Below are 18,967 nucleotides of genomic sequence, written 5' to 3'. Positions count from 1 at the left end.
GGTGGACCACAGCCAGCGACCTTATTCCTGGCCGTCGACGCGCCGCAGGATCGCGCGGTAACGCATGCATACGGCGGGATCCTCATAGAAGTCCACTTCCGCATCGACGATCTCGTCAAGGCGTAGCCCGGGATAATGTGCCTTGACTTTTGCCAGGGTGTCCCGCGCTTGCCTGATTTCGCCGAGTTCGGAATGGCAGACGACAAGACGGACGAGCGACCACCGCGGTACATCAGCCATTTTCGCGTAGCAGCCAATTGCGTCGCGATAGCGCCCAGCCGTCGTCAGCAGGATGCCGCGAAAGTCTTCATACCATCCCACGGCATATGGGTCGCGGCGCTGGGCTTCGGCTATTTCGCCGAGTCCTTCCTCCTGCCTGCCCGTGTAATTGAGGAAAAGCGCACGGATGCTCAGAATGAGCGGGTCGTTCGGGTTCAGGGCAACCGCACGGTCAAGACTGATTTCAGCCTGTCTGAATTGGCGCAGGTACAAGAGAGCAAAGCCGGTCGCGAGATGGCCGTACGCCTCGTCGGGGTCAAGCTGCAACGCGGTTTTCGCCATCTCCAGTCCGGGGCGTAAAAGGTCGGGATTGTAAAAGATCCAGAAGAACTTGAGGGTCTCCACAAAGCTGAGCAAGGCGTGGGCAGCAGCAAACCGCGGGTCGAGTTTTACCGCCTGGCGCAGAAAGGGTTCAGCTTCGCGCACCGTGTCGTAGTCATAGGTGGCTGCCAGTTGCAGCGCCCGCAGGTAAAAGTCATAGGCCGACATATTGTCGGTCGGCCGGGCCCTGGCGCGCGACGCAATCGCGGTTCTGGCCTGCCGGGCGAGACGCGCCGCAATCATCCGGGTGATTTCGTCCTGGATGGCGAAGATATCGTCGAGTTCCCGGTCGTAGTGTTCGCCCCAGATATGCGCCATCGACGACGCATCGGTTAGCTGCACGGTGATCCGCACCCGGTTGCCGATCTTGCGCACACTGCCTTCCACGACGTATTGGACGCCAAGCTTGCTTGCCACCTCTGAAAGGTCATGCGCCTTGCCGCGGAACTGGAACGAGGAGTTGCGCGCAATGACCAAAAACTCCTTGTACTTGCCAAGCTCGGCGATGATGTCCTCGGTGATGCCGTCGCTGAAATAGTCCTGCTCCGGGTCGCCGCTCATATTGTCGAAGGCAAGTATGGCGATGGACGGCCTCATCGGTGCCGTAGCCTCCGCCGTAGCCATGAAGGGCCTGGGACCGGCATATCTGTAGCCGCGGCCATGCACGGTCGCGATCATCTCGGCGGGCAGCAGTTTTCGCAGCGCCGAAATGTGGACCTGCAGCGTGTTTTCCTCGACCACCACGCCGGGCCAGACCGCATCGAAAAGTTCGGTCTTGCCAATCACTTCGTCGGGCCTGTCGAGCAACAGGGCGAGGATGTCGAAGGAACGCGCCGAAAGCTCCAGCGGCCCGTTCGGCCCCAGCAGCAGCCGTTCGGCGCGTTTCAGGCGATAGTCTCCAAATTCCAGGTCCATTGGCCAAGAATCCACCCTCGCGGACAAGATAATCCAAGATGAACCTGATGGCGAACTTCAGGAGTGTTTCAGGTCTCTTCAGGTTCTAGCCAAGGACCTGACCGGAAAGCGGTGTCACTCTCGGGGCCACAGGAGGACACCATGACCGATATCCCTGGTATCGCCCCGATCGTCATCCGCCGCCCTGACTTGCAGCGACTGAAAATTCCGATGCTCAAAATTGGAGCATCGCTGGCCGCCATGTTCGGTCTGCTCGGCGATGCAATCAACATGGCCTATGTGGAGCCCTATACGATTCACCGTCGCCGGCCGCAGGTCGCTTCCGACGATGATCTGGATGGCCGGGATCCCGACTGGTGACTTTGGGACATTGTGCGCCCGCCGTCATGTAGCCGGCCGCTTGCGTGTCAGAACCACGGCCACGGCGGCCACCAGCAGCACCAGGCCCATGATGAAGAACGTGTCCGAAAAGGCCATGATCAGCGATTGCTGCGCGACGAGCTTGCCGAGCAGGATCTCGGCCTGATGGTGCGCGAGGTTCTGGTCGGAAATGCCGTGCGACAGGAAATAGGCCTGCAGCCTGGACAGGAATTGCTGGACGTTCTCGCCATAGGGCGTGACCGACTGGCCGATGATGTTGGAATGGAACTGCTCGCGCTTGGTGATGATCGTGGCGAGCACCGCCGTGCCGACCGCGCCGCCTAGGGTGCGCATCATGTTGAAGAGGCCCGCGGCCGCGCCCGACAGTTCCTTCGGAATGCCGGCCGTCGTTATGCCCGCCAGCGGAGCGAGCACGACGGCCTGGCCGAACGCGCGCACGATGTTGGTGGTCATGAACTGGTCTCCGCCATTGTCGAAGCTGAGATGCGTGTTCAGGAAGAAGCTGGTCGCGAAGATCACGAGCCCGGTGCAGACGATGAGGCGGGCATCGAAACGCTTCTGCAGCAGCGGCACGAACGGGATGATGAGCAGTTGCGGCAGGCCGGCCCAGGCCAGCACGAGACCGATCTGCTCCGCATTGTAGCCCTGGACCTGGTCGAGATAGGCGGGCAGCACGTAGACCGAGCCGAACAGCGCGAAGCCGACGGTCACGTTGGCGATGGTGCCAAGCGCAAAATTGCGGTGGGCGAGAAGGCGCAACCGCACGGCCGGCTTCTCGACCGTCAGCTCGATGGCCACGAAGATCGACAGGGCGACGGCCGCTATGATCGACAGTCTGACGATCAGCGGCGAGCCGAACCAGTCGTCCTTGTTGCCTTCGTCGAGCACGGTCTGCAGGCAGGCGAGGCCGACCACCATGAAGGCGATGCCCCACCAGTCGCCTTCCCTGAGCAAGGCGAGGTTCATCTTCGCCCGTTCGAGGGTGGGATAGAGGAGGCCGAGCATCAGCGCTCCGGGCACGATGTTGACGAAGAAGATGTATTGCCAGCCATAATTCTCGGTGAGGAAGCCGCCGATGGTCGGGCCGATGGACGGGCCGAAGGTCGCGGTGAGCGCGAAGGCGGCAAGCCCCATCGGCTGCTGGCGCGGCGGCAGCGTCGTCAGCACCCGGGTGAAGGCCATCGGGATCATCACGCCGCCGCTGAACCCTTGCAGGCCACGCAGCACGATCATCTGGTTGAGGTTTTCAGCGAAGGCGCAGGCGATGGAGAAGATCAGGAACAGGATGACATTGCCGATCAGGAAGCGGCGGAAGGTGAAGACCCGGCTGAGATAGTCGGTCAGCGGGATCATGATGATCTCGCCGATCAGGTAGGAGGTGGATATCCATGTGCCGTTGTCGGCGCCGGTGCCGATGCCGCCCTCGATCTCCGGAAGCGAGGAATTGGTGATCTGGATGTCGAGCACCGCGATCAGTGCGCCGACCATGCAGCCGAACACGGAAATCCAGGCCCGCAGGCTGGCGCCCTCCTGGGCAGGAGACGCGGCCGCATAGGTGATGTCGGCCATGGCCGAACTCCGGACTATCTCGAGGCGGTCTCGACGGGCGGCTTGAAGTCGATCGTCGCGGTCACCGACATGCCGGGCAGCAGCCGGCCGGCCAGCGGGTCGGTGCGGTCGATGGCGATCTTCACCGGTATGCGCTGGACGATCTTGGTGAAATTGCCGGTGGCGTTATCCGGCGGCAGCAGGGCGAATTCCTGGCCGCTGGCCGGGGCGACGCTGTCGACGTTGCCGCGCACGGAGACGCCATCGAAAGTGTCGACGTCGATGCTGACCGGCTGGCCCGGCGCGACGTCGGCGAGCTGGGTCTCCTTGTAGTTGGCGACGATGTAGGTCTGGGCGAGCGGTACTACGGCCAGCAATTGCATGCCCGGCTGCACGTAGAGCCCGACCCGCAACTGGCGCATGCCGACGACGCCGTCGACCGGGGCGCGCAGCACCGTGTAGCCAAGATTGAGCTCGGCCTGGTCGAGCACCGCCTGATTGTGCCGGAGCGTGGCATTGGCTTCGGCGAGTTGGGCGTTGAGGGTCTCGATCTCGGTCTGCGCGGCTTGCAGCGCCGCCTTGTCCTTGGTCACGACGGCGTTGGCGGAAGCGATCTGCGAAGCGGCCTGCTGGGCGTCCTGCACTGTTCCGTATCCGGTCTTGGCGAGCGTGCCGAAGCGCTGGTTGTTCTGTTCGGCGTAGACGGCCGTCGCCTCGTCGGCCTTGATCGTGGCGTTCGCCTCGTCGATCAGCGCGTTCTGCTCGTCGAGTTCAGCCTTTGTGCTGGCGATCGCCGCCTGCGCCACGGCGACATCGGCCTTGGCCTGGTCGACGGCCGCCTGGTAGTCGCGCTGGTCGATCACCGCCAGCACGTCGCCGGCCCTTACCGGCTGGTTGTCGGCGACCGAAACGGTGGCGAGATAACCGGTGACCTTCGGGGCGATGGTGACGACGTCCGCCTGGACATAGGCGTCGTCGGTCGATTCCTGGAAACGCCAGACCGTCCAGTATTGCTCGCCCGCATAGGCAACGGCGCATAGCGCCAGCACCACGGCCGCGCCGAGCAGGACGCGCCGCAAATGTCGCGGCGGCGCTTGCACGGGCGGAGGAGGGGCTTGCACGGGCTGAGAAGGCGCGAGCGCAACGGTGCCCGCCTTGAGGCTCGCAGGGTGGACGACAACGTTCATGAGATTTCCCCATCGATTGGCGAATGCGTGGGCGCGACTGCCGGCGTCGAAACGTGGCGCTCAGGCGAAGCGGTTGTCCGCGCGCCAGCGACCCGGCGTGCTGCCGGCGAATTTCTTGAAGACGGTGGTGAAGTGGGCCTGCGTCTGGAAACCGACATCGAGCGCGATGTTGACCAGCGTCTCCTCGGTCCGTGACAGCAGTTCCTTGGCCCGCTCGATCCGGCGCTGCAGGAGGTAGTCGTGCGGGCGCAGGCCCGTCGCGGCGCGGAAGCGGGCCGCGAAATACATACGGCTGAGGCCGGCGGCGCGCGCCAGATCGGCCAGCGAGACGGCCTCGCCGAGGTTCTCGTCGATATGGGCGAGCACGCGCTTCAGCCGCCACTTCTGCAGGGCCTCGGTGGATTCGGACTGTTCGTTTGAACGCAGCTTGAGCCAGCGGGCGGCAAGCGCCACGCGGATGGCGTCGGCATAGGCGCCGTCATCGTTGCTGTCTTCGCTGCCGGAGTGGCCGAGTTGGTCGAACAGACGCTGCATGACCGGATCGGATGCCAGGGCTTCGGACGTCGCGGGCATGTCGAAGTCGAGGCCGCCGCTATCCGCCGTATCGGCTGAAAGCGACAGGACGACACCCATATGCGGAAGGCCGACCTTCACGGTGGCCCGGGAATTGCGGGGCGCGGACGGCACATCGTTCATGTGGGCATTCGCGGCGAGCAGGCCGGCCGGAGCGGAATGGATGGAACCGGTCGAGGCGCTGGTGAATGAGCTGATGGGCATGTCCGATCTCCCTCAATGATCCTGAGACGAAACTCCTGGGATTTCCGACCGGTGGGTTTTCGGGGGGAAGGCGGTTTGGCTTCCTCTGTGAACCCTGTCCGGAAACACCGGCGATTGCAGACTCAAGATATTTCCGGGGGCGAATTGCTCAATTATACCGGGGTTTCGCGGCCCATCTGATGGGTTGGAGCACCCCAAACCTTGGTATGATCGCGGCTCTGCCTAGGCTCATGGCGGGCGGTATCCGGGTGGGCGTGCCTTCGCGAAAGACGTTTCGCGGCGGGCATCGAAAAAGCAGGCCGAACGCGATGAAAGCGGGCCGAGGCGAATTCGCCGGGTCGCCGATCGACGTTGTGAACGATCCCGATCCCGGAAAGGGAGTGACCGCCTGTGGCCGCCTTGCGAGATCTGATGATATTGCGTTTGTTAGAGGGGAAACGCAGGAAAAGCCGCATGCCTATCCATGTGCCCGCGCACACTCAGTCCACCGCAAAGGGGGTGGCGGCGATCCTGCTGACGATCGCCATCTTCGTCGTAGACGCGCTGACCTCGCTCGGCATCGCAATCGCCGTGCTCTACGCGCTGGTCATCATCCTTGGCGCCGCCTCGCTCGACCGGCGCGGGCTGATCGCGGTCTCGGTGCTGTGCGTGGTCTTCACGCTCGTCGCCTTCCTGTTCGGGCATAGCGACACCTTCGATACCGATGCCGCGATCCGCTGCGCGATCAGCCTGTGTGCCATCATCGTCACGACGCTGCTGTCGCTGAAGAACCAGGAAGCCATGTTGCAGCTCAAGAATCAGGCGGCGCTGCTCGACCTGACCCATGATGCGATCTTCGTGCGCGACGCCGGGGACACCATCACCTACTGGAATCGCGGCTCCGAGCGGCTGTATGGATGGCCGGCCGAGGACGCGGTCGGGCGCAAGGCGGCCGAATTTCTAAAGACGAGGTTCCCTATCGAACTGGCGCGGCTGCAAGCCGAACTTCTGGAGACCGGGCGCTGGGAGGGCGAGCTTTCGCACACGCGCCGAGACGGTTCGGAACTCAAGGTGCTGAGCCGCTGGTCGCTGCATCGCGACCAGCACGGCAGGCCGGCGGCGACCATGGAGACCAACGGCGACATCACGGAGCGCCGCGAGGCGGAGAGCGCGCTCCACAAGGCGCAGGCGGAGCTGTCGCATGTTTCCCGAGTCACCACGCTGGGCGAGCTTGCCGCCTCGATCGCCCATGAGACCAACCAGCCGCTGGCAGCGGTCGTCACCAATGGCGACGCGGGGCTGCGCTGGCTGTCGCGCGAGCCGCCGAATATCGACGCGGCGCGGATGTCGCTGGAAAAGATGATCTCCAACGCTAGGCGGGCCAGCGACGTGATTGCCCGACTGCGCGCCTTGGCGCGGCGGTCGGAAGCCGAGCACCTGCCGCTCGACCTGAACGAAGCCGTCGACGATACGCTGCTTCTGGTGCAGCGCGAAATCGCGGAGAGGCGCGTCGATCTCGACCTGTCGTTCGATCCAGCCTTGCAGGCGGTGCTGGGCGACCGCGTGCAGCTTCAGCAGGTCATAATCAACCTGGTGATGAATGCGCTGCAGGCCATGGACGATGTCGAAGGCCCGCGCCGGCTGCGCATTGCGACGCGGCGCGAGATGGCCGAGAACGGCCAGAATGTCGTACTGGAGGTGACCGATTCCGGAGCCGGTTTCGATGCGGAGAAAGCCGGCAAGCTGTTCAACGCCTTCTACAGCACCAAGGCCAATGGCATGGGCATGGGACTTTCGATCAGCCGCTCGATCGTCGAGGCTCACCATGGCCAGATCTCGGCATCGGCCAATGAGCGCGGCGGCGCCACTTTCATCGTGCGATTGCCTGATGCTGCCACAGGAGATGCCTGATGCCCGGTTCGTCAAAACCGCCCAAGGCCGAGGAGCCGGTCCGTTCGATGGTCATCGTTGTCGACGACGACGCCGACCTGCGCGACGCGCTGGCCAATCTGTTCCAGTCGGTCGGGATGGAGGTCTCGGTGTTTGGTTCGGCGCCGGAACTGCTGCGGGCGAAGCTGCCGGACGTGCCGAGCTGCCTGGTGCTCGACATACGCCTGCCCGGCGTCAGTGGCCTCGACTTCCAGGGCCAGCTCGCGAGGCTTGAGATGCACTTGCCCATCGTCTTCATGACCGGCCACGGCGACATCCCGATGTCGGTGCGCGCCATGAAGGCCGGCGCGGTCGATTTCCTGGCAAAGCCGTTTCGCGACCAGGATATGCTGGACGCTGTCGCGGTGGCCATCGAGCGGGACCGCGAGCGCCGGGCTGCAAGCCAGTCGGCCGGCCTGCTGCGCGAGCGCCATGCAGCGCTGACCCCGCGCGAGTCCGAAGTCATGAAATATGTAACGAAGGGTCTGCTCAACAAGCAGATCGCCGGCGAGATGGATCTCGCGGAAATCACCGTGAAAATCCATCGCGGCAACATGATGCGCAAGATGCAGGCCGGCTCCGTGGCCGACCTCGTCCGCATGGCCGAGAGCCTCGGCATTCACAAAGGATAAGGCGGGCAAACCACCGTATAAGTTTCGCGGCGGTGCAAATTGCCCCATGCTGGGTTTGCGGCTGAACAGGCCGGACCCGTGCGTAAGCATGGGCAAAAACAAGAAAGTACGGAAAGTGCCGACGATCACGATTATCGACGACGACGACGAAGTTCGCGTCGCGACGGAGAACCTTATCCAATCCTACGGACTGGAGGCTAAAACCTTCACATCGGCGGAGGCGTTCCTCGAATCGCCGATGGTCTGCCGCACGGCTTGCCTCATCACCGATGTGCAAATGCCCGGCATGAGCGGCATCGATCTGCAATGCGCCCTGCGAGCGCGGGGCTGCACCGTTCCGATGATCTTCATCACCGCTTTTCCCGAGGAGAGGCTGCGCAAGCGGGCCGAAGCCGCCGGCGCTTTCGGTTTCCTGAGCAAGCCTTTCGAGGCGGCCTCGCTGATGTCCTGCGTCGACAAGGCCCTGGCGCAGAACTCGCCTTAATGCGCTAGCCGCAGCCTTGGCCCGGTCGAAGAGGACATGGCGTGCCAAGTCGACAGAGGATCGTCGGTCTCCCGGCAGCAACCGCCGAACGCATCCACCTCAAACGAGCTTGCGACTGTCTCAGCCTCGCGGCCATGCACGACGGCGACAGTGTCGCGACGATCGAGGGATTGGGCACGCCGGACAACATGCATCCGATGCAGGCTGCATTCATGAAGCATGAAAGGTTTTCAGTGCGGCTACTGCACGGTCGGCCAGATCTGCTCGGCCGTTGCCGTGATCGAAGAGGTCAAAAACCGTGTCCCGAGCCACGTCACGAGCGATCTCGCGGCGCCGGTGGAGTCCACCAATTTCGAGCTGCGCGAGCGTATGAGCGGCAGCATCCGCCGCTGTGGCGCCTACTCGAACATCGCCGACGACGCCGAAGCGCTATTCCGCAGGTGCGGCGAGTATCTCCATCCGCATGACTTTCACCCCGCCGTCGGCCAGTTCCAGGAGCTTGGCGAACCATTCCTTCACGTAGGGCATGGCGTTGTGGGCTTCGAAATCGGCTTCGTTTGCGAAGATTTCGTAGAAGATGAAATGCCCGGGCGCCTCACGGTTTTCCTGCAGGAAATAGACGAGGTTCTTCGGATCGCTTCTGACGAGATCGACCAGGGGAAGAGTGACGGCGCGCAACTCGGCTTCCTTGCCGGGCTTCGCGCGAACCTCTGCGACGATAGAGTACGCCCCTGGTGAGATCTGTGTGTAGCCTTGACCGGGGCCACTACCCTGCGCGAACGTGGTTCCCGCGTGGGTAAGCGATCCCGCCAGCAAAAGGGCGGCGGCCGGCAGGCGTACCGTTCTGATCATGCCGTTCTCCTTGTCGAGGCCTTGGACAGCATCGGCGGGCGATAGCCCGACCGGCTCAATTCGCTCGGATGAAACCAAGATCGATCAATTTGCTGACGCGAGGCGCTGATGCGCTTCCAGCGCGTCGGCGAACCGCTTTTTCACCGGACCCAGCGCCTTGACGAATTCAAGCTGCTCGCCCTCCGGGCCTTTGCAGTAGATCAACTCCCAGCCATCCGATGGAGCGACCGTGACTTTGTTGGTGTTGGCGCTCTGGGGAGCGGCCTTTCGCTCATCCTCGGTCGATACGCGTATGATCCTGTTCGCCCGCACCTGGGTCATGCCGCGGCGCGCGGATTCGGCCTCGAGATCGGTGATGAACTGGTTGAAATCGACTTCGTCGCGCACATAGAAGCAGATGTGCATCATGCGCGGGAAGGCCGGGCTCATATGTTGCACCGGTTCGGCGAACGCCTTGGGACCGCCCATCGGCTGGTCGGCGTCGCGGTATTGCAAAAGCTCGATCACGACATTGTCGAACTGGATAAATCGCACGTCCAGGCGCTGCGCGCCGCCCCTGAGATCCGGCACGCCGATGGTTCCTGGGTTGACGCCAAGCTCGATGGCGAAGATTTCCTGGTCGGCCAGCAGGGTGTTCTGGACAGCATCTCCCTGGAAGTCGCCATGCCGGAACACTTCCGTTCCACCGAGCACCTCGGTGTAGAACTCGTAGGCACGCTCCATGTTCTGAACGGTCAGGCCAAAATGCTGCACCCCCTGGAGCCTGGCGCCGAGCGAGTTCTGATCGCGGGCTGGGACGGTCGTCCCCTGGGTGGCGAACGCCGGCGCGCCCGTGGCGAGGGCGGCGGCGATTCCGCCAATGGCGACGCCGCCCGCGGCGCGCAGGACAGCGCGGCGGTCTGGATCGTGCAACTCACTGGCGGCTTCGGGATGGTCAGACATGGCTTCTCCTGTCGAACACTGGACAACTAGGTCGAAGCCTAATCCCGCAACCGCTCCGCAGCTTGTTAAAACAGGTAAAACGTAGGAGATTGTCGCGCCCCGAGCCATGTGCGCGCGGACGTCCGATCGGGCTCATGGAACTCCCGCGGGTCGTTGCGACGTCGCGGGCGCTTCGCAAATGCAGCGCGGCAGAAGGAGCAACCTTTGCCTGGCCCGACGTTCATTCTTGTCTGCTAGAACCTTGGTATCGGTTTCCGCTGAGGCGTGGTGCGATCGCCGAGGTCGATGAAAATTTCGTCGACGTAGCACCAGCCCCAGCCTTCAGGCGGATCATAGCCTTCTATGACCGGATGGCCCGTGGTTCGGAAGTGAGCCGTGGCGTGGCGGTTGGGGGAGTCGTCGCAGCAACCGACATGGCCGCAGGTTCTGCACAGCCGCAGATGCACCCACCATGACCCCGTCTTGAGGCATTCCTCGCAGCCGAGGGCACTCGGGGTCACATCCTTGACGTGCTCTGCATGGCTACACTCGAACGCCATCAGGAAACTCCCTTTGACAATGCCTGCAGGTTTCGCCCCTGAGACAGGTATTCATGAATGGCGGCGACCACTTGCGCACCTTCCCCCACCGCCGACGCCACGCGCTTGATCGATCCGGCACGGACGTCCCCGATCGCGAACGTTCCGGGCAGACTTGTCTCCAGAGCATGGCGGCCGTTGGCCCCGGTCGTGACGAAACCCTTCGGGTCGACCGCCACACCACAATCGGCAAGCCAGTCCGTATTCGGATCGGCCCCGACGAGCAGGAAAAGGTGGCCGATCGGTCGCCGCGTTTGCTCGCCGGTATCGGCATTCCGCCAACTGACGTCCGTCAGGCCTTCGTCACCCAAAAGTTCCGTGACTTCCGTGCGCAGCACCACCTTGATGTTCGGCTGCGCCTGGATGCGCTCGATGAGATAGCTCGACATTGAACTCGCAAGACAGGCGCCTCGAACGAGCAGCCAGACCTTGGCCACCTGGCTTGCCAGATAGACGGCCGCCTGACCGGCGGAGTTTCCGGCCCCGACAAGCGCGACCTCCTTGCCTTCGCACAAACGTGCCTCGATAGGCGAAGCCCAATAATGTACCGACGCACCCTCGAACTGGGCGATGTTGGCGAGATTGAGCCTCCGGTATCTTGCGCCGCTCGCGATGACCACGGTTTGAGCCCTCACCCTGTTGCCGTCGCCGACTTCGAGCCGAAAGGTGGGGCTTGCGCCGTCTTGCTCCAGACCGAGGCAACGTACTTCGTCCGGAATGGCCATTTCGACGCCGAACTTCTGCGCCTGATTATAGGCTCGGGCCATCAGCGCCAGGCCTGAGATGCCGGTCGGGAAGCCGAGATAATTCTCGATTCGTGACGACGCACCTGCCTGGCCGCCGAAAGCACGGCAATCGAGAACTATGGTCGACAGGCCTTCGGACGCGGCATAAACCGCCGCAGCGAGCCCGGCGGGCCCGGAGCCGACGATCGCCACGTCGTAAAGTTTGTTGTCGTCCGTGCGCCGGACGAGGCCGAGGCAGCGGGCGAGTTCATTCTCGCCGGGATTTCGCAGGATCTTGCCGCTCGGGCATAGCACGATCGGCAGATGATGGACGTCGATATGGAAACGCTCGACCAAGGCGGCGGCGTCGGGATCGCGATTGAGGTCGAGGACACGATGAGGCTGCACGCTTCGGCGCAGGAAACCCTGCAAGCGCAGGACGTCCGCGCTGTCCGACCGTCCGAGAATGACCGGTCCGCCGGCTGACAGCTCCAGCAGATTCGTCCGTCGCAGGATGAGCGCGCGCATGATGCGTTCGCCCAGTGCGGCTTCCTGTACAAGCACATCGCGCAGACGGTCGGGCGCAATCAAGAACGCGCTAGTATCCTGGATCACGTCCACATCGACCAGCGACGGGCGATCCGACAGCTGAGCCAATTCACCCGTGAACTGGCCCGCTCCATAGGTCACGATCGCCTGGCGCTGGCCGAGGGCCGTCCGCTGGCTGACTTCTATCTCGCCGGAAAGGAGGAGGACGAAACCGGGCGCCAGTCCGCCGGTCGTTACCAGCCGCGTGCCGGCGTCATACGTCACGTTCGTGCCGAAACGCATCAGTCGCTCGATGTCGCGCGGCTCCAGAACCGGGAACATCTGATCGTAGCGGGCGTGACGGGGGAGGTTCGCCATGTTTCCCATTATGGCCGGGCGGTTCGGTTCAGACGTGCAATCGACCTCTTCATACTCCGTTCCGGGTTCTGTCGGAATGGGCTTCCGGTGTGGAACGGCGCGGGGAATTGGCGCCGGGACAAGAGCCTTCCCGATAATTTGCGAACTGTCACGCCGGTCCCTAAACGGCCGGCGCGATGTGCCGCCACTGCTTCCGTCAGTTCGAATTACCTGCCGCGCTGGCGATGAAGGCGGCCACGTCGCGTGGATGCGAGAGCATCACCGCGTGACTGCTATCGATCTCCGCGACCTTTGCCCCGGCGCGCTTCGCCATTGCGCGCTGCTGACTAGGCGGGACCATGTGATCCCTCGTCGTCACCATGAAATATGTCGGCTTGTCCTTCCAGGCGGGAGCGGTGATCTTGGCCTGTACGGCGCCGAGCCCCCACGGCACCTGCGCGTCCGCCATGAACCGGGTCTTCGCGCCATCCACATCGGCTGCGAAGGCGGTGGGGAACTTTTCCTGGTCCACCAGCAGGAAGCCGTCGGATGGCGGCAGCAGCGGCGCCTTGTCTTCGCCGGGGGTTGGCGCCGTGGCGATGTCGAACACCGACTCTCCGGCCTCGGGCGCGAATGCGGCGAGGTAGACCAGGCTCTCCACCTTCGGCATGCCGCCGGCCTCGGTGATAACCGCGCCGCCATAGGAATGGCCGACCAGCACCACCGGCTTGCTGGCTCTGGCGATGACTTGCCGGGTGGCCTCAACGTCACCCTGCAAGGTGACGGTCGGGTTCTGGACGGCAAGCACCTCGTATCCGTCCGCCGACAGAATGTCGTAGACCGCCTGCCAGCCGGAGGCATCGACGAAGGCGCCGTGGACGAGCACGATCGAAACCGCTTTCTCGGCAGCAGAGGCGCTGACAGCGGAGGCGGTGGCGATCATGGCGGCAAGCAAACCCGTGACTGCGCGTTTCATCATGCTGTCTCCAAAGCGTCTCAGTTGACCTCTATCGGATCCAAGACCTTCTCCGCTGCGGTTCGTCGAGGAAAGGGCAGTGAATTCTTAGGCTGCTCCCGGCCTCGGTGGGGTTAGGAATGGTAAAATCGGGTAAACGATCTATCCGGCGGGCAAGCGCGGTCAGGCCGGCTGATCGCTCCAACGCAGACAGGCGGCGCCATGCCCGTCCTCGACAACGAGCTGCGGGTCGATCGTCGCGCAGGCCGCTATCGAGATGGGACAGCGCGATCTGAACCGGCAGCCTGATTCGATCTCGGTCGGTTCCGCGACCTCATCCGGCTGCAACAGGCTGTCGGTAAACCGTGGTCCGCCGATTCGCGGCGATGCGGCCAGCAAGGACCGGGTGTACGGGTGCCGTGGGCGGGCGAGAACTTGGTTTGTCGGCCCGATCTCGACGATGCGGCCGAGATACATGACCGCGACTTGATCACACATCGAGCTTACGACCGCGATATCGTGGCTGATCAGAAGATATGTGAGATTGAATCCACGTCTCAGATCGCGCAGCAGCGCCAGTACGGTCGCCTGCAAGGATACGTCGAGCCCGGATGTCGGTTCGTCGAGGATAACGATCTGCGGGGCCAGCACGAGGATGCGTGCAAGCCCGACGCGCCGCTGCTGGCCGCCGCTGATCTCATGCGGATATCGGTCGAGGAGAGCCGCCGGCAGGCCCATTGCCGTGGCAATTTCGTCCACTTTCGCGGCGCGTTGTTCGCGAGACCAGTTGGTGTGGATGACCAGCGGTTCATGCAGCGAGCGCCGCAGGGTCCAGCGTGGATCGAGTGACGCGCCTGGGTCCTGATAGACATATTGCAGCCGCGCGCGCACGCCCTTCGGCCGTTGCTGGCCCGGCGATGCGATCTGCTCGCCGTTGAAGCTGATGGAGCCTCCCGTTGGGTCGCGGATGCCGGCAATCGTCTTGCCGAGCGTCGATTTCCCGCAACCCGATTCTCCGACGATGCCAAGCACCTCACCTTCAGCCACGCTGAACGAGACGCGATCGAGGGCGCGCACAATCCCAGTCCGGCGACCCAGCAGGCCGCTGATCGGGTAATGGCAGGCAAGATTGTCGACCCTGAGCAGTTGCAAGCCCTAGAGATAGGCGAAAGGGTGTTCGGCGGTCCAGGGGTGATGGCAGGCAACCAGGTGCCCCGGATCGTCCTCCCGAAACGCCGGCCGGGCATTCCGGCAGATATCCGAGGCGCGGGAACAGCGGGGGCCGAACGAGCATCCGGGTGCGGGCAACAAAGGGTCGGGCACCTCGCCCGGTATGCCCGCAAGGTCGCGGCCGAATTCCGGCAGGCTGGCGAGAAGGCCTCGCGAATACGGATGACGCGGGTTGGAAAAAAAGGCGTTGCGCGGCGCCGCCTCGACGATTTGGCCGGCATACATGACCATGATCCGGTCGCAGATTTCCCAGGCCGCTCCGAGGTTGTGGGTCGCAAAAAGGATGGCGACGCCTTGTTCGACCGCCACACGGCGCAACAATCCCAATATCTGTGCCTGTACGGTCGCATCGAGCGCGCTGGTAGGCTCGTCGGCGATGATAATCCGCGGCTGCGGCAGAAGCGCCATTGCGATCATCACGCGCTGGCGCTGCCCGCCGGAGAGTTGGTGAGGGTATTTGGCCAAGATCTTGCGGGGTTGCGGCAACTGCACAGCCGCGAGCATCGCCAGGGCCTTCTCCTCGTTGAGGCGCCGCGAGCCCCGGAAGCGGCCGCCTTCGTGGATTGGCGCTGTCCACCGCATAAGGTCGGCAATCTGCGTGCCGACGCGGAACAACGGATTGAAGCTGAGATAGCTGTCTTGCGGCACGACGGTGACGGTTCGGCCCCGCGCGCGCTGGGCTGCTTCGCCGCCCCGCAGCATGTCGATCCCGTCTATGCGGATGTGGCCGCTGCCGATCACTGCCTCGCGTTCCGCGAGCGTTCCCAGGATCGCGCGTGCCAGCGTTGTCTTGCCGCAGCCGGATTCGCCGACGAGTCCTACGATCTCTCCGGGCTCGATTGAAAGATTGACATGGTCCAGCACGCGGCTTGGCCCCTGGCTGGTCCGAAAACTGACGGCAAGGTCGCTTATGTCGAGGACCGGCGTCATCGTCTTGCGGTACTGGTGCGTGGATCTAGGGCATCCCGCAGCCCGTCGCCGAACAGATAGCAGCCGAGAACGGTCAGGAAGATCGCCATGCCGGGTGCGAGGGGATACCACCAGGCCTCCGGCAGATAGTCGCGGCTCTCCGCGATTATGCGGCCCCATTCCGGCGTGGGCGGTGGTGCGCCGAGCCCCAGGAACCCAAGCGTTGCGGCGGCAAGGATCGTCCCACCCACGCCGATCGAGGACCGCACCACGATGGACGAGGCAATGGCCGGCAGAATATGCAGGATCATGATGCGCCAGGGCGATGCGCCGAGGGCCACCGCGGATTCGATGTATATCTCGTTTCGCATCGACCGGGTTTCCGCGTAAACGAGTCTAGTCCAGAACGGCCAATAGGTGAGCGAGAGCGCCACGACGACGCTTTTGACTGACGGACCAAGTGTTTGTGTAATGGCGATCGCGAGGACGATCTGAGGCACGGCCAAGGCTATGTCGCTTACCCGCATCAGGGCGTCGCTGATCCAGTTGTGAAAATACCCCGCGACGAGGCCGATCGGCACGCCGATCAAAATGCCCGTGGCCACGGTTGCGGTGGCGATGAGCAATGTCACCCGCGCGCCGAAGACGACGCTCGAGAAGATGTCGCCCCCCATGCGATCGGTGCCGAACGGCGCGGCGGAGGAGGGGGGCATCAGGCGCCGGGCAACGTCGAACTGTGCGGGATCGGCGACAATCAAGGGTGCCAGAAGCGCTAACAGGACGATGAGGGCAAGCAGGCCAAGGCCGATCAGGGCCATTCGATTGCCGGCGATGCGCGGGACGAAACGGCTCATGCCGCACCGCGCGGATCGATGGCCGCCTGCAGAATATCGACCAAGAGGTTGAGAACGGCGAATAAGGCGCCAACGCACAGCGTCAGGCCCATGACCGCGTTATAGTCGGAATACATGATTGACCGCACGGCGTAGCCGCCGAGCCCCGGCCAGTCGAAGACGGTTTCCACGACCAGCGCTCCCGTCAGCAGAATGCCGAAAATCAGCCCAAGCTGCGTTACCGTCGCGGCCAGCGCCATGCGCAACACATATTTCCAGACGATCACGCGGCGCGGCAGCCCCATCGCCGACTGGTAGGTGACCGACGGCGATGCGATGACGTTTATCACGCTGTTGCGGGTGAATCGCTGAACGGTAGCCGCGGCGGGCAGGGCCAGGGTCAGTGCCGGTAGAACGAGGTGTTCCAATGCCGAGAGAACCGATCCGCCATCGCCCCGGATGAGCGCGTCGACCACCATGAATCCTGTCAGCGCAGTCGGTGCGAAACCATCAGTCCTGCCCGATAGCGGAAGCCAGCTAAAGCTCATCGAGAACATAAGCTGAAGCTGGATCGCAATCCAGAATGATGCAAGCGCCATACAGGAGACCGTCGCCATGCGAAGAAAATGGTCGAGCCAGGAATTGCGGCGCAAGCCGGCGAGCACGCCAAGAGGAATGCCGATCAGCGCGGCGAGCAGCACGGCCGTGATGCTGAGTTCAAGGGTGGCGGGCAACCGGGTGAGGAGATCATCGGCAATCGGTTGCTGGGTGTAAAAGCTGGTCCCGAGGTCGCCTCGCGCAACGTCGGCGATATAACGGATAAACTGCCGCGGAAGTGGCTCGTCGAAGCCCGAGTGCTGACGAAGCTCTTCAACCTGCGCTGGCGATGCATTTTCGCCGGCTGCCAGGACGGCCGGATCCACGGGAACAACCCGCGACAGGACGAATACGAAAGCGAGGATACCGAAGAGGGTAGGCGCAAGCCATATCAGCCGGTTCGTCACCAACGTGACCCAGTGCATGGAAACTCCCTTGACCCGAAGCGGTCCCGGCTCTCAACTTTTCATTGAAACCCAGCGGAAATCCTGCCCGCTGTTTACGGGCGAGAAACGGACCCCGGCAACCCGTCTCGAATAAGGCCCGTACCAGCGCGTATTGTATATAAAAATCCCCGCGGCGTCGTCGCTGACGATCTGCGCCATCTGTTCGTAAAGGTGTCGACGCTCCACTTGGCTGTCCGACACCAGCGCTTTGTCGAGAAGTCGGTCGAATGTCGGGTTGCTGTAATAGGACAGCGACCGTTGGCCGTGGTAGCGCGTTCCGAAACCTTCCCCGATCCAGTTGTTGGGATCCACGTAGAAGGTGCTTCTGAAAATCGGCACGATGTCCGCACGCGTCTCCGCGTTGGCAAGTCGGTTCGCCACCACGGGCCAGGGCGAAACCTCGATCTCCGCCTCGATTCCGATCTTGCGGATTGTGTTCTGGAGCAGGACGGCGGCCTGCTCGGAATCGTTAAATCCGGCGAGCGCGTTGATGGTCAGCGGCCGGAGCGGCTCCGTCATCTGTTTCAGCTCCGCCTGGGCGTTATCGAGGTCGAAGCTGTACCCCTTCAAACCGGGCGGTGTGCCCCACATAGTATTGGGAATAGGTCCCGGGTTGCGTGAAACCGATCCGCCCATGATGTTGTTGATGAACCCTTCATAGTCGAAGGCATAAGCAAGGGCGCGCCTCAGGTGAACGTCGTTCATCGGCGGCTTCCGGTGGTTTAGCGCGAGCAGGAAAATACGCATCGACTCTTGCTCGATGATCTGCACCTCCTGCGACTGGCGAAGGCGCCGAATCTGGTCATACGGCATCGATCCGTCCGCACCCTGAAAGTCGCCGCGCATCAGTCCGAGGACCCGTGTGTTCGTCTCCAATACTGTCCGGAGCTCAAGTTCCTCGATGGGGTCGGTCTCCCAACCGGCAAAGTGTTCGACGAAGCGGTGCGCGGCCCACCCGACGGCCGGCTCGTATCGATCGAGCACGTAGGATCCCGAGCCGGCCTCGTTGCGCGCCAGCCAGGCTTCCCCCCAATCGCCGTTAACCTCATGGCTTGTCACCTGGGCTCGGTTGACGACCAGAATATCCGGCACGGTGGCAAGAAAGATCGCCGACGGGCTGGCGAGATTGAAGACGACCGTATGCGGATCGGGGGCCTCGGTGGTGCCCGGTTTGATCGCTTCGAGATAGAGGCTTGCGGGTCCCTTCTTCAGGGCGATGATGCGCTCTATCGAATAAACCACGTCCAGGGACGTCACCGGCGTGCCGTCGTGAAACTTCGCATTCCGATTAAGCTTGAAGGTGTAAGCCTTCCCATTGCTGGAAACGGTGTGGCTTTCGGCCAGCCAGGGGATCAGCTTTGGCGGGTTGTCGACGTAGCGATAAAGCCCATCGTAGAGGTTGAACCGAACCGCGACGCGCGACGCATCAAAGACCGTGTGAGGGTCCAGGGTGTCATAAAGGGTGTTGTTCGCGAAAACGAACTTCTCGGCGCCCCGGCCGAAAGCGCGGTCGCGGATGCCGGGCAAAACGACAGCCGATCCTGCCAAAATCTTCAAGGCATCTCTTCGAGACGGCGTCATTC

Annotated in this window: 18 protein-coding genes and 1 pseudogene; 5 read left to right on the top strand and 14 right to left on the bottom strand. The window is 63.1% G+C overall.

Annotated elements, in window-relative coordinates:
• Nucleotides 1-21: 21 nt before the first annotated feature.
• On the bottom strand, nt 22-1,515 hold the full coding sequence (locus tag ABMA59_RS21855) for a winged helix-turn-helix domain-containing tetratricopeptide repeat protein (protein ID WP_349007504.1): 1,494 nt from the start codon (nt 1,513-1,515) through the stop codon (nt 22-24).
• A gap of 141 nt (nt 1,516-1,656) precedes the next feature.
• Between ABMA59_RS21855 and ABMA59_RS21850 the strand changes: the two genes are divergently transcribed.
• Nucleotides 1,657-1,875 (top strand): hypothetical protein, encoded by a 219-nt coding sequence (locus ABMA59_RS21850; protein WP_349007503.1) that lies wholly within the window; start codon nt 1,657-1,659, stop codon nt 1,873-1,875.
• Between the two features lie 24 nt (nt 1,876-1,899).
• Here ABMA59_RS21850 and ABMA59_RS21845 read toward each other — a convergent pair whose 3' ends face one another.
• The 3 genes from ABMA59_RS21845 to ABMA59_RS21835 are packed head-to-tail and all read right to left on the bottom strand — an operon-like array spanning nt 1,900 to nt 5,408.
• Entirely contained in the window at nt 1,900-3,465 is a 1,566-nt protein-coding gene (locus ABMA59_RS21845) for a DHA2 family efflux MFS transporter permease subunit (RefSeq protein WP_349007502.1), read from the bottom strand.
• 14 nt (nt 3,466-3,479) lie between these two features.
• Entirely contained in the window at nt 3,480-4,631 is a 1,152-nt protein-coding gene (locus ABMA59_RS21840; RefSeq protein ID WP_349007501.1) for an HlyD family secretion protein, read from the bottom strand.
• A gap of 60 nt (nt 4,632-4,691) precedes the next feature.
• Nucleotides 4,692-5,408, bottom strand: coding sequence for a helix-turn-helix domain-containing protein (locus ABMA59_RS21835; protein ID WP_349007500.1), 717 nt, complete (start codon nt 5,406-5,408; stop codon nt 4,692-4,694).
• A gap of 453 nt (nt 5,409-5,861) precedes the next feature.
• Between ABMA59_RS21835 and ABMA59_RS21830 the strand changes: the two genes are divergently transcribed.
• From ABMA59_RS21830 to ABMA59_RS21815, 4 genes and pseudogenes are all read left to right on the top strand, one after another.
• A complete protein-coding gene (locus tag ABMA59_RS21830) occupies nt 5,862-7,298 on the top strand; it encodes an ATP-binding protein (RefSeq protein WP_349007499.1) in 1,437 nt (478 codons plus the stop codon).
• Nucleotides 7,298-7,948, top strand: coding sequence for a response regulator transcription factor (locus ABMA59_RS21825; RefSeq protein ID WP_349007498.1), 651 nt, complete (start codon nt 7,298-7,300; stop codon nt 7,946-7,948). The genes ABMA59_RS21830 and ABMA59_RS21825 overlap by 1 nt, the downstream gene beginning before the upstream one ends.
• 115 nt (nt 7,949-8,063) lie before the next feature.
• Nucleotides 8,064-8,432, top strand: coding sequence for a response regulator transcription factor (locus ABMA59_RS21820; RefSeq protein ID WP_425475963.1), 369 nt, complete (start codon nt 8,064-8,066; stop codon nt 8,430-8,432).
• 101 nt (nt 8,433-8,533) lie between these two features.
• Nucleotides 8,534-8,849: pseudogene (locus tag ABMA59_RS21815) on the top strand (2Fe-2S iron-sulfur cluster-binding protein); the annotation flags it as partial.
• A 12-nt stretch (nt 8,850-8,861) separates the two neighbouring features.
• On the opposite strand, the gene ABMA59_RS21810 reads toward ABMA59_RS21815, so the two are convergent.
• The 10 genes from ABMA59_RS21810 to ABMA59_RS21765 all read right to left on the bottom strand — a co-directional run bounded on the left by ABMA59_RS21810 (nt 8,862) and on the right by ABMA59_RS21765 (nt 18,941).
• Nucleotides 8,862-9,284, bottom strand: a complete 423-nt coding sequence (locus tag ABMA59_RS21810) for a putative quinol monooxygenase (RefSeq protein ID WP_349007592.1) — start codon at nt 9,282-9,284, stop codon at nt 8,862-8,864.
• An 84-nt stretch (nt 9,285-9,368) separates the two neighbouring features.
• Nucleotides 9,369-10,334: a VOC family protein gene (locus tag ABMA59_RS21805; protein ID WP_349007496.1), complete on the bottom strand. Its 966-nt coding sequence runs from the start codon at nt 10,332-10,334 to the stop codon at nt 9,369-9,371.
• 125 nt (nt 10,335-10,459) lie between these two features.
• Entirely contained in the window at nt 10,460-10,765 is a 306-nt protein-coding gene (locus ABMA59_RS21800; protein WP_349007495.1) for a UBP-type zinc finger domain-containing protein, read from the bottom strand.
• A complete protein-coding gene (locus tag ABMA59_RS21795) occupies nt 10,765-12,435 on the bottom strand; it encodes an FAD-dependent oxidoreductase (protein ID WP_349007494.1) in 1,671 nt (556 codons plus the stop codon). Before ABMA59_RS21795 ends, ABMA59_RS21800 begins: the two co-directional genes overlap by 1 nt.
• Before the next feature lie 196 nt (nt 12,436-12,631).
• On the bottom strand, nt 12,632-13,390 hold the full coding sequence (locus ABMA59_RS21790; protein WP_349007591.1) for an alpha/beta hydrolase: 759 nt from the start codon (nt 13,388-13,390) through the stop codon (nt 12,632-12,634).
• 162 nt (nt 13,391-13,552) lie between these two features.
• Nucleotides 13,553-14,446 carry an oligopeptide/dipeptide ABC transporter ATP-binding protein gene (locus ABMA59_RS21785; protein ID WP_349007493.1) on the bottom strand — a complete coding sequence of 298 codons (894 nt, stop codon included), beginning with the start codon at nt 14,444-14,446 and terminating at the stop codon, nt 13,553-13,555.
• Nucleotides 14,447-14,524: 78 nt separating this feature from the next.
• Nucleotides 14,525-15,529, bottom strand: a complete 1,005-nt coding sequence (locus tag ABMA59_RS21780; RefSeq protein WP_349007492.1) for an ABC transporter ATP-binding protein — start codon at nt 15,527-15,529, stop codon at nt 14,525-14,527.
• A complete protein-coding gene (locus ABMA59_RS21775; RefSeq protein WP_349007491.1) occupies nt 15,526-16,362 on the bottom strand; it encodes an ABC transporter permease in 837 nt (278 codons plus the stop codon). Before ABMA59_RS21775 ends, ABMA59_RS21780 begins: the two co-directional genes overlap by 4 nt.
• Nucleotides 16,359-17,363: an ABC transporter permease gene (locus ABMA59_RS21770; RefSeq protein ID WP_349007490.1), complete on the bottom strand. Its 1,005-nt coding sequence runs from the start codon at nt 17,361-17,363 to the stop codon at nt 16,359-16,361. The genes ABMA59_RS21775 and ABMA59_RS21770 overlap by 4 nt, the downstream gene beginning before the upstream one ends.
• A 33-nt stretch (nt 17,364-17,396) precedes the next feature.
• On the bottom strand, nt 17,397-18,941 hold the full coding sequence (locus tag ABMA59_RS21765; protein ID WP_349007489.1) for an ABC transporter substrate-binding protein: 1,545 nt from the start codon (nt 18,939-18,941) through the stop codon (nt 17,397-17,399).
• Nucleotides 18,942-18,967: the final 26 nt, after the last annotated feature.

The sequence above is a fragment of the Mesorhizobium yinganensis genome, assembly GCF_040081985.1.
Lineage (GTDB): Bacteria > Pseudomonadota > Alphaproteobacteria > Rhizobiales > Rhizobiaceae > Kumtagia > Kumtagia yinganensis.
Note: the sequence above shows the minus strand (reverse complement) of the source record. Positions and strands in the feature narration are given on the sequence as shown.

Bases quoted from the DNA above. Each gene is read 5' to 3' on its own strand.
- ABMA59_RS21800 (WP_349007495.1), bottom strand. From the start codon at position 10,765: ATGGCGTTCGAGTGTAGCCATGCAGAGCACGTCAAGGATGTGACCCCG.
- ABMA59_RS21770 (WP_349007490.1), bottom strand. From the start codon at position 17,363: ATGCACTGGGTCACGTTGGTGACGAACCGGCTGATATGGCTTGCGCCT.
- ABMA59_RS21775 (WP_349007491.1), bottom strand. From the start codon at position 16,362: ATGAGCCGTTTCGTCCCGCGCATCGCCGGCAATCGAATGGCCCTGATC.
- ABMA59_RS21795 (WP_349007494.1), bottom strand. From the start codon at position 12,435: ATGGCGAACCTCCCCCGTCACGCCCGCTACGATCAGATGTTCCCGGTT.
- ABMA59_RS21790 (WP_349007591.1), bottom strand. From the start codon at position 13,390: ATGAAACGCGCAGTCACGGGTTTGCTTGCCGCCATGATCGCCACCGCC.
- ABMA59_RS21845 (WP_349007502.1), bottom strand. From the start codon at position 3,465: ATGGCCGACATCACCTATGCGGCCGCGTCTCCTGCCCAGGAGGGCGCC.
- ABMA59_RS21840 (WP_349007501.1), bottom strand. From the start codon at position 4,631: ATGAACGTTGTCGTCCACCCTGCGAGCCTCAAGGCGGGCACCGTTGCG.
- ABMA59_RS21850 (WP_349007503.1), top strand. From the start codon at position 1,657: ATGACCGATATCCCTGGTATCGCCCCGATCGTCATCCGCCGCCCTGAC.
- ABMA59_RS21825 (WP_349007498.1), top strand. From the start codon at position 7,298: ATGCCCGGTTCGTCAAAACCGCCCAAGGCCGAGGAGCCGGTCCGTTCG.
- ABMA59_RS21830 (WP_349007499.1), top strand. From the start codon at position 5,862: ATGCCTATCCATGTGCCCGCGCACACTCAGTCCACCGCAAAGGGGGTG.
- ABMA59_RS21855 (WP_349007504.1), bottom strand. From the start codon at position 1,515: ATGGACCTGGAATTTGGAGACTATCGCCTGAAACGCGCCGAACGGCTG.
- ABMA59_RS21810 (WP_349007592.1), bottom strand. From the start codon at position 9,284: ATGATCAGAACGGTACGCCTGCCGGCCGCCGCCCTTTTGCTGGCGGGA.
- ABMA59_RS21835 (WP_349007500.1), bottom strand. From the start codon at position 5,408: ATGCCCATCAGCTCATTCACCAGCGCCTCGACCGGTTCCATCCATTCC.
- ABMA59_RS21780 (WP_349007492.1), bottom strand. From the start codon at position 15,529: ATGACGCCGGTCCTCGACATAAGCGACCTTGCCGTCAGTTTTCGGACC.
- ABMA59_RS21805 (WP_349007496.1), bottom strand. From the start codon at position 10,334: ATGGCTCGGGGCGCGACAATCTCCTACGTTTTACCTGTTTTAACAAGC.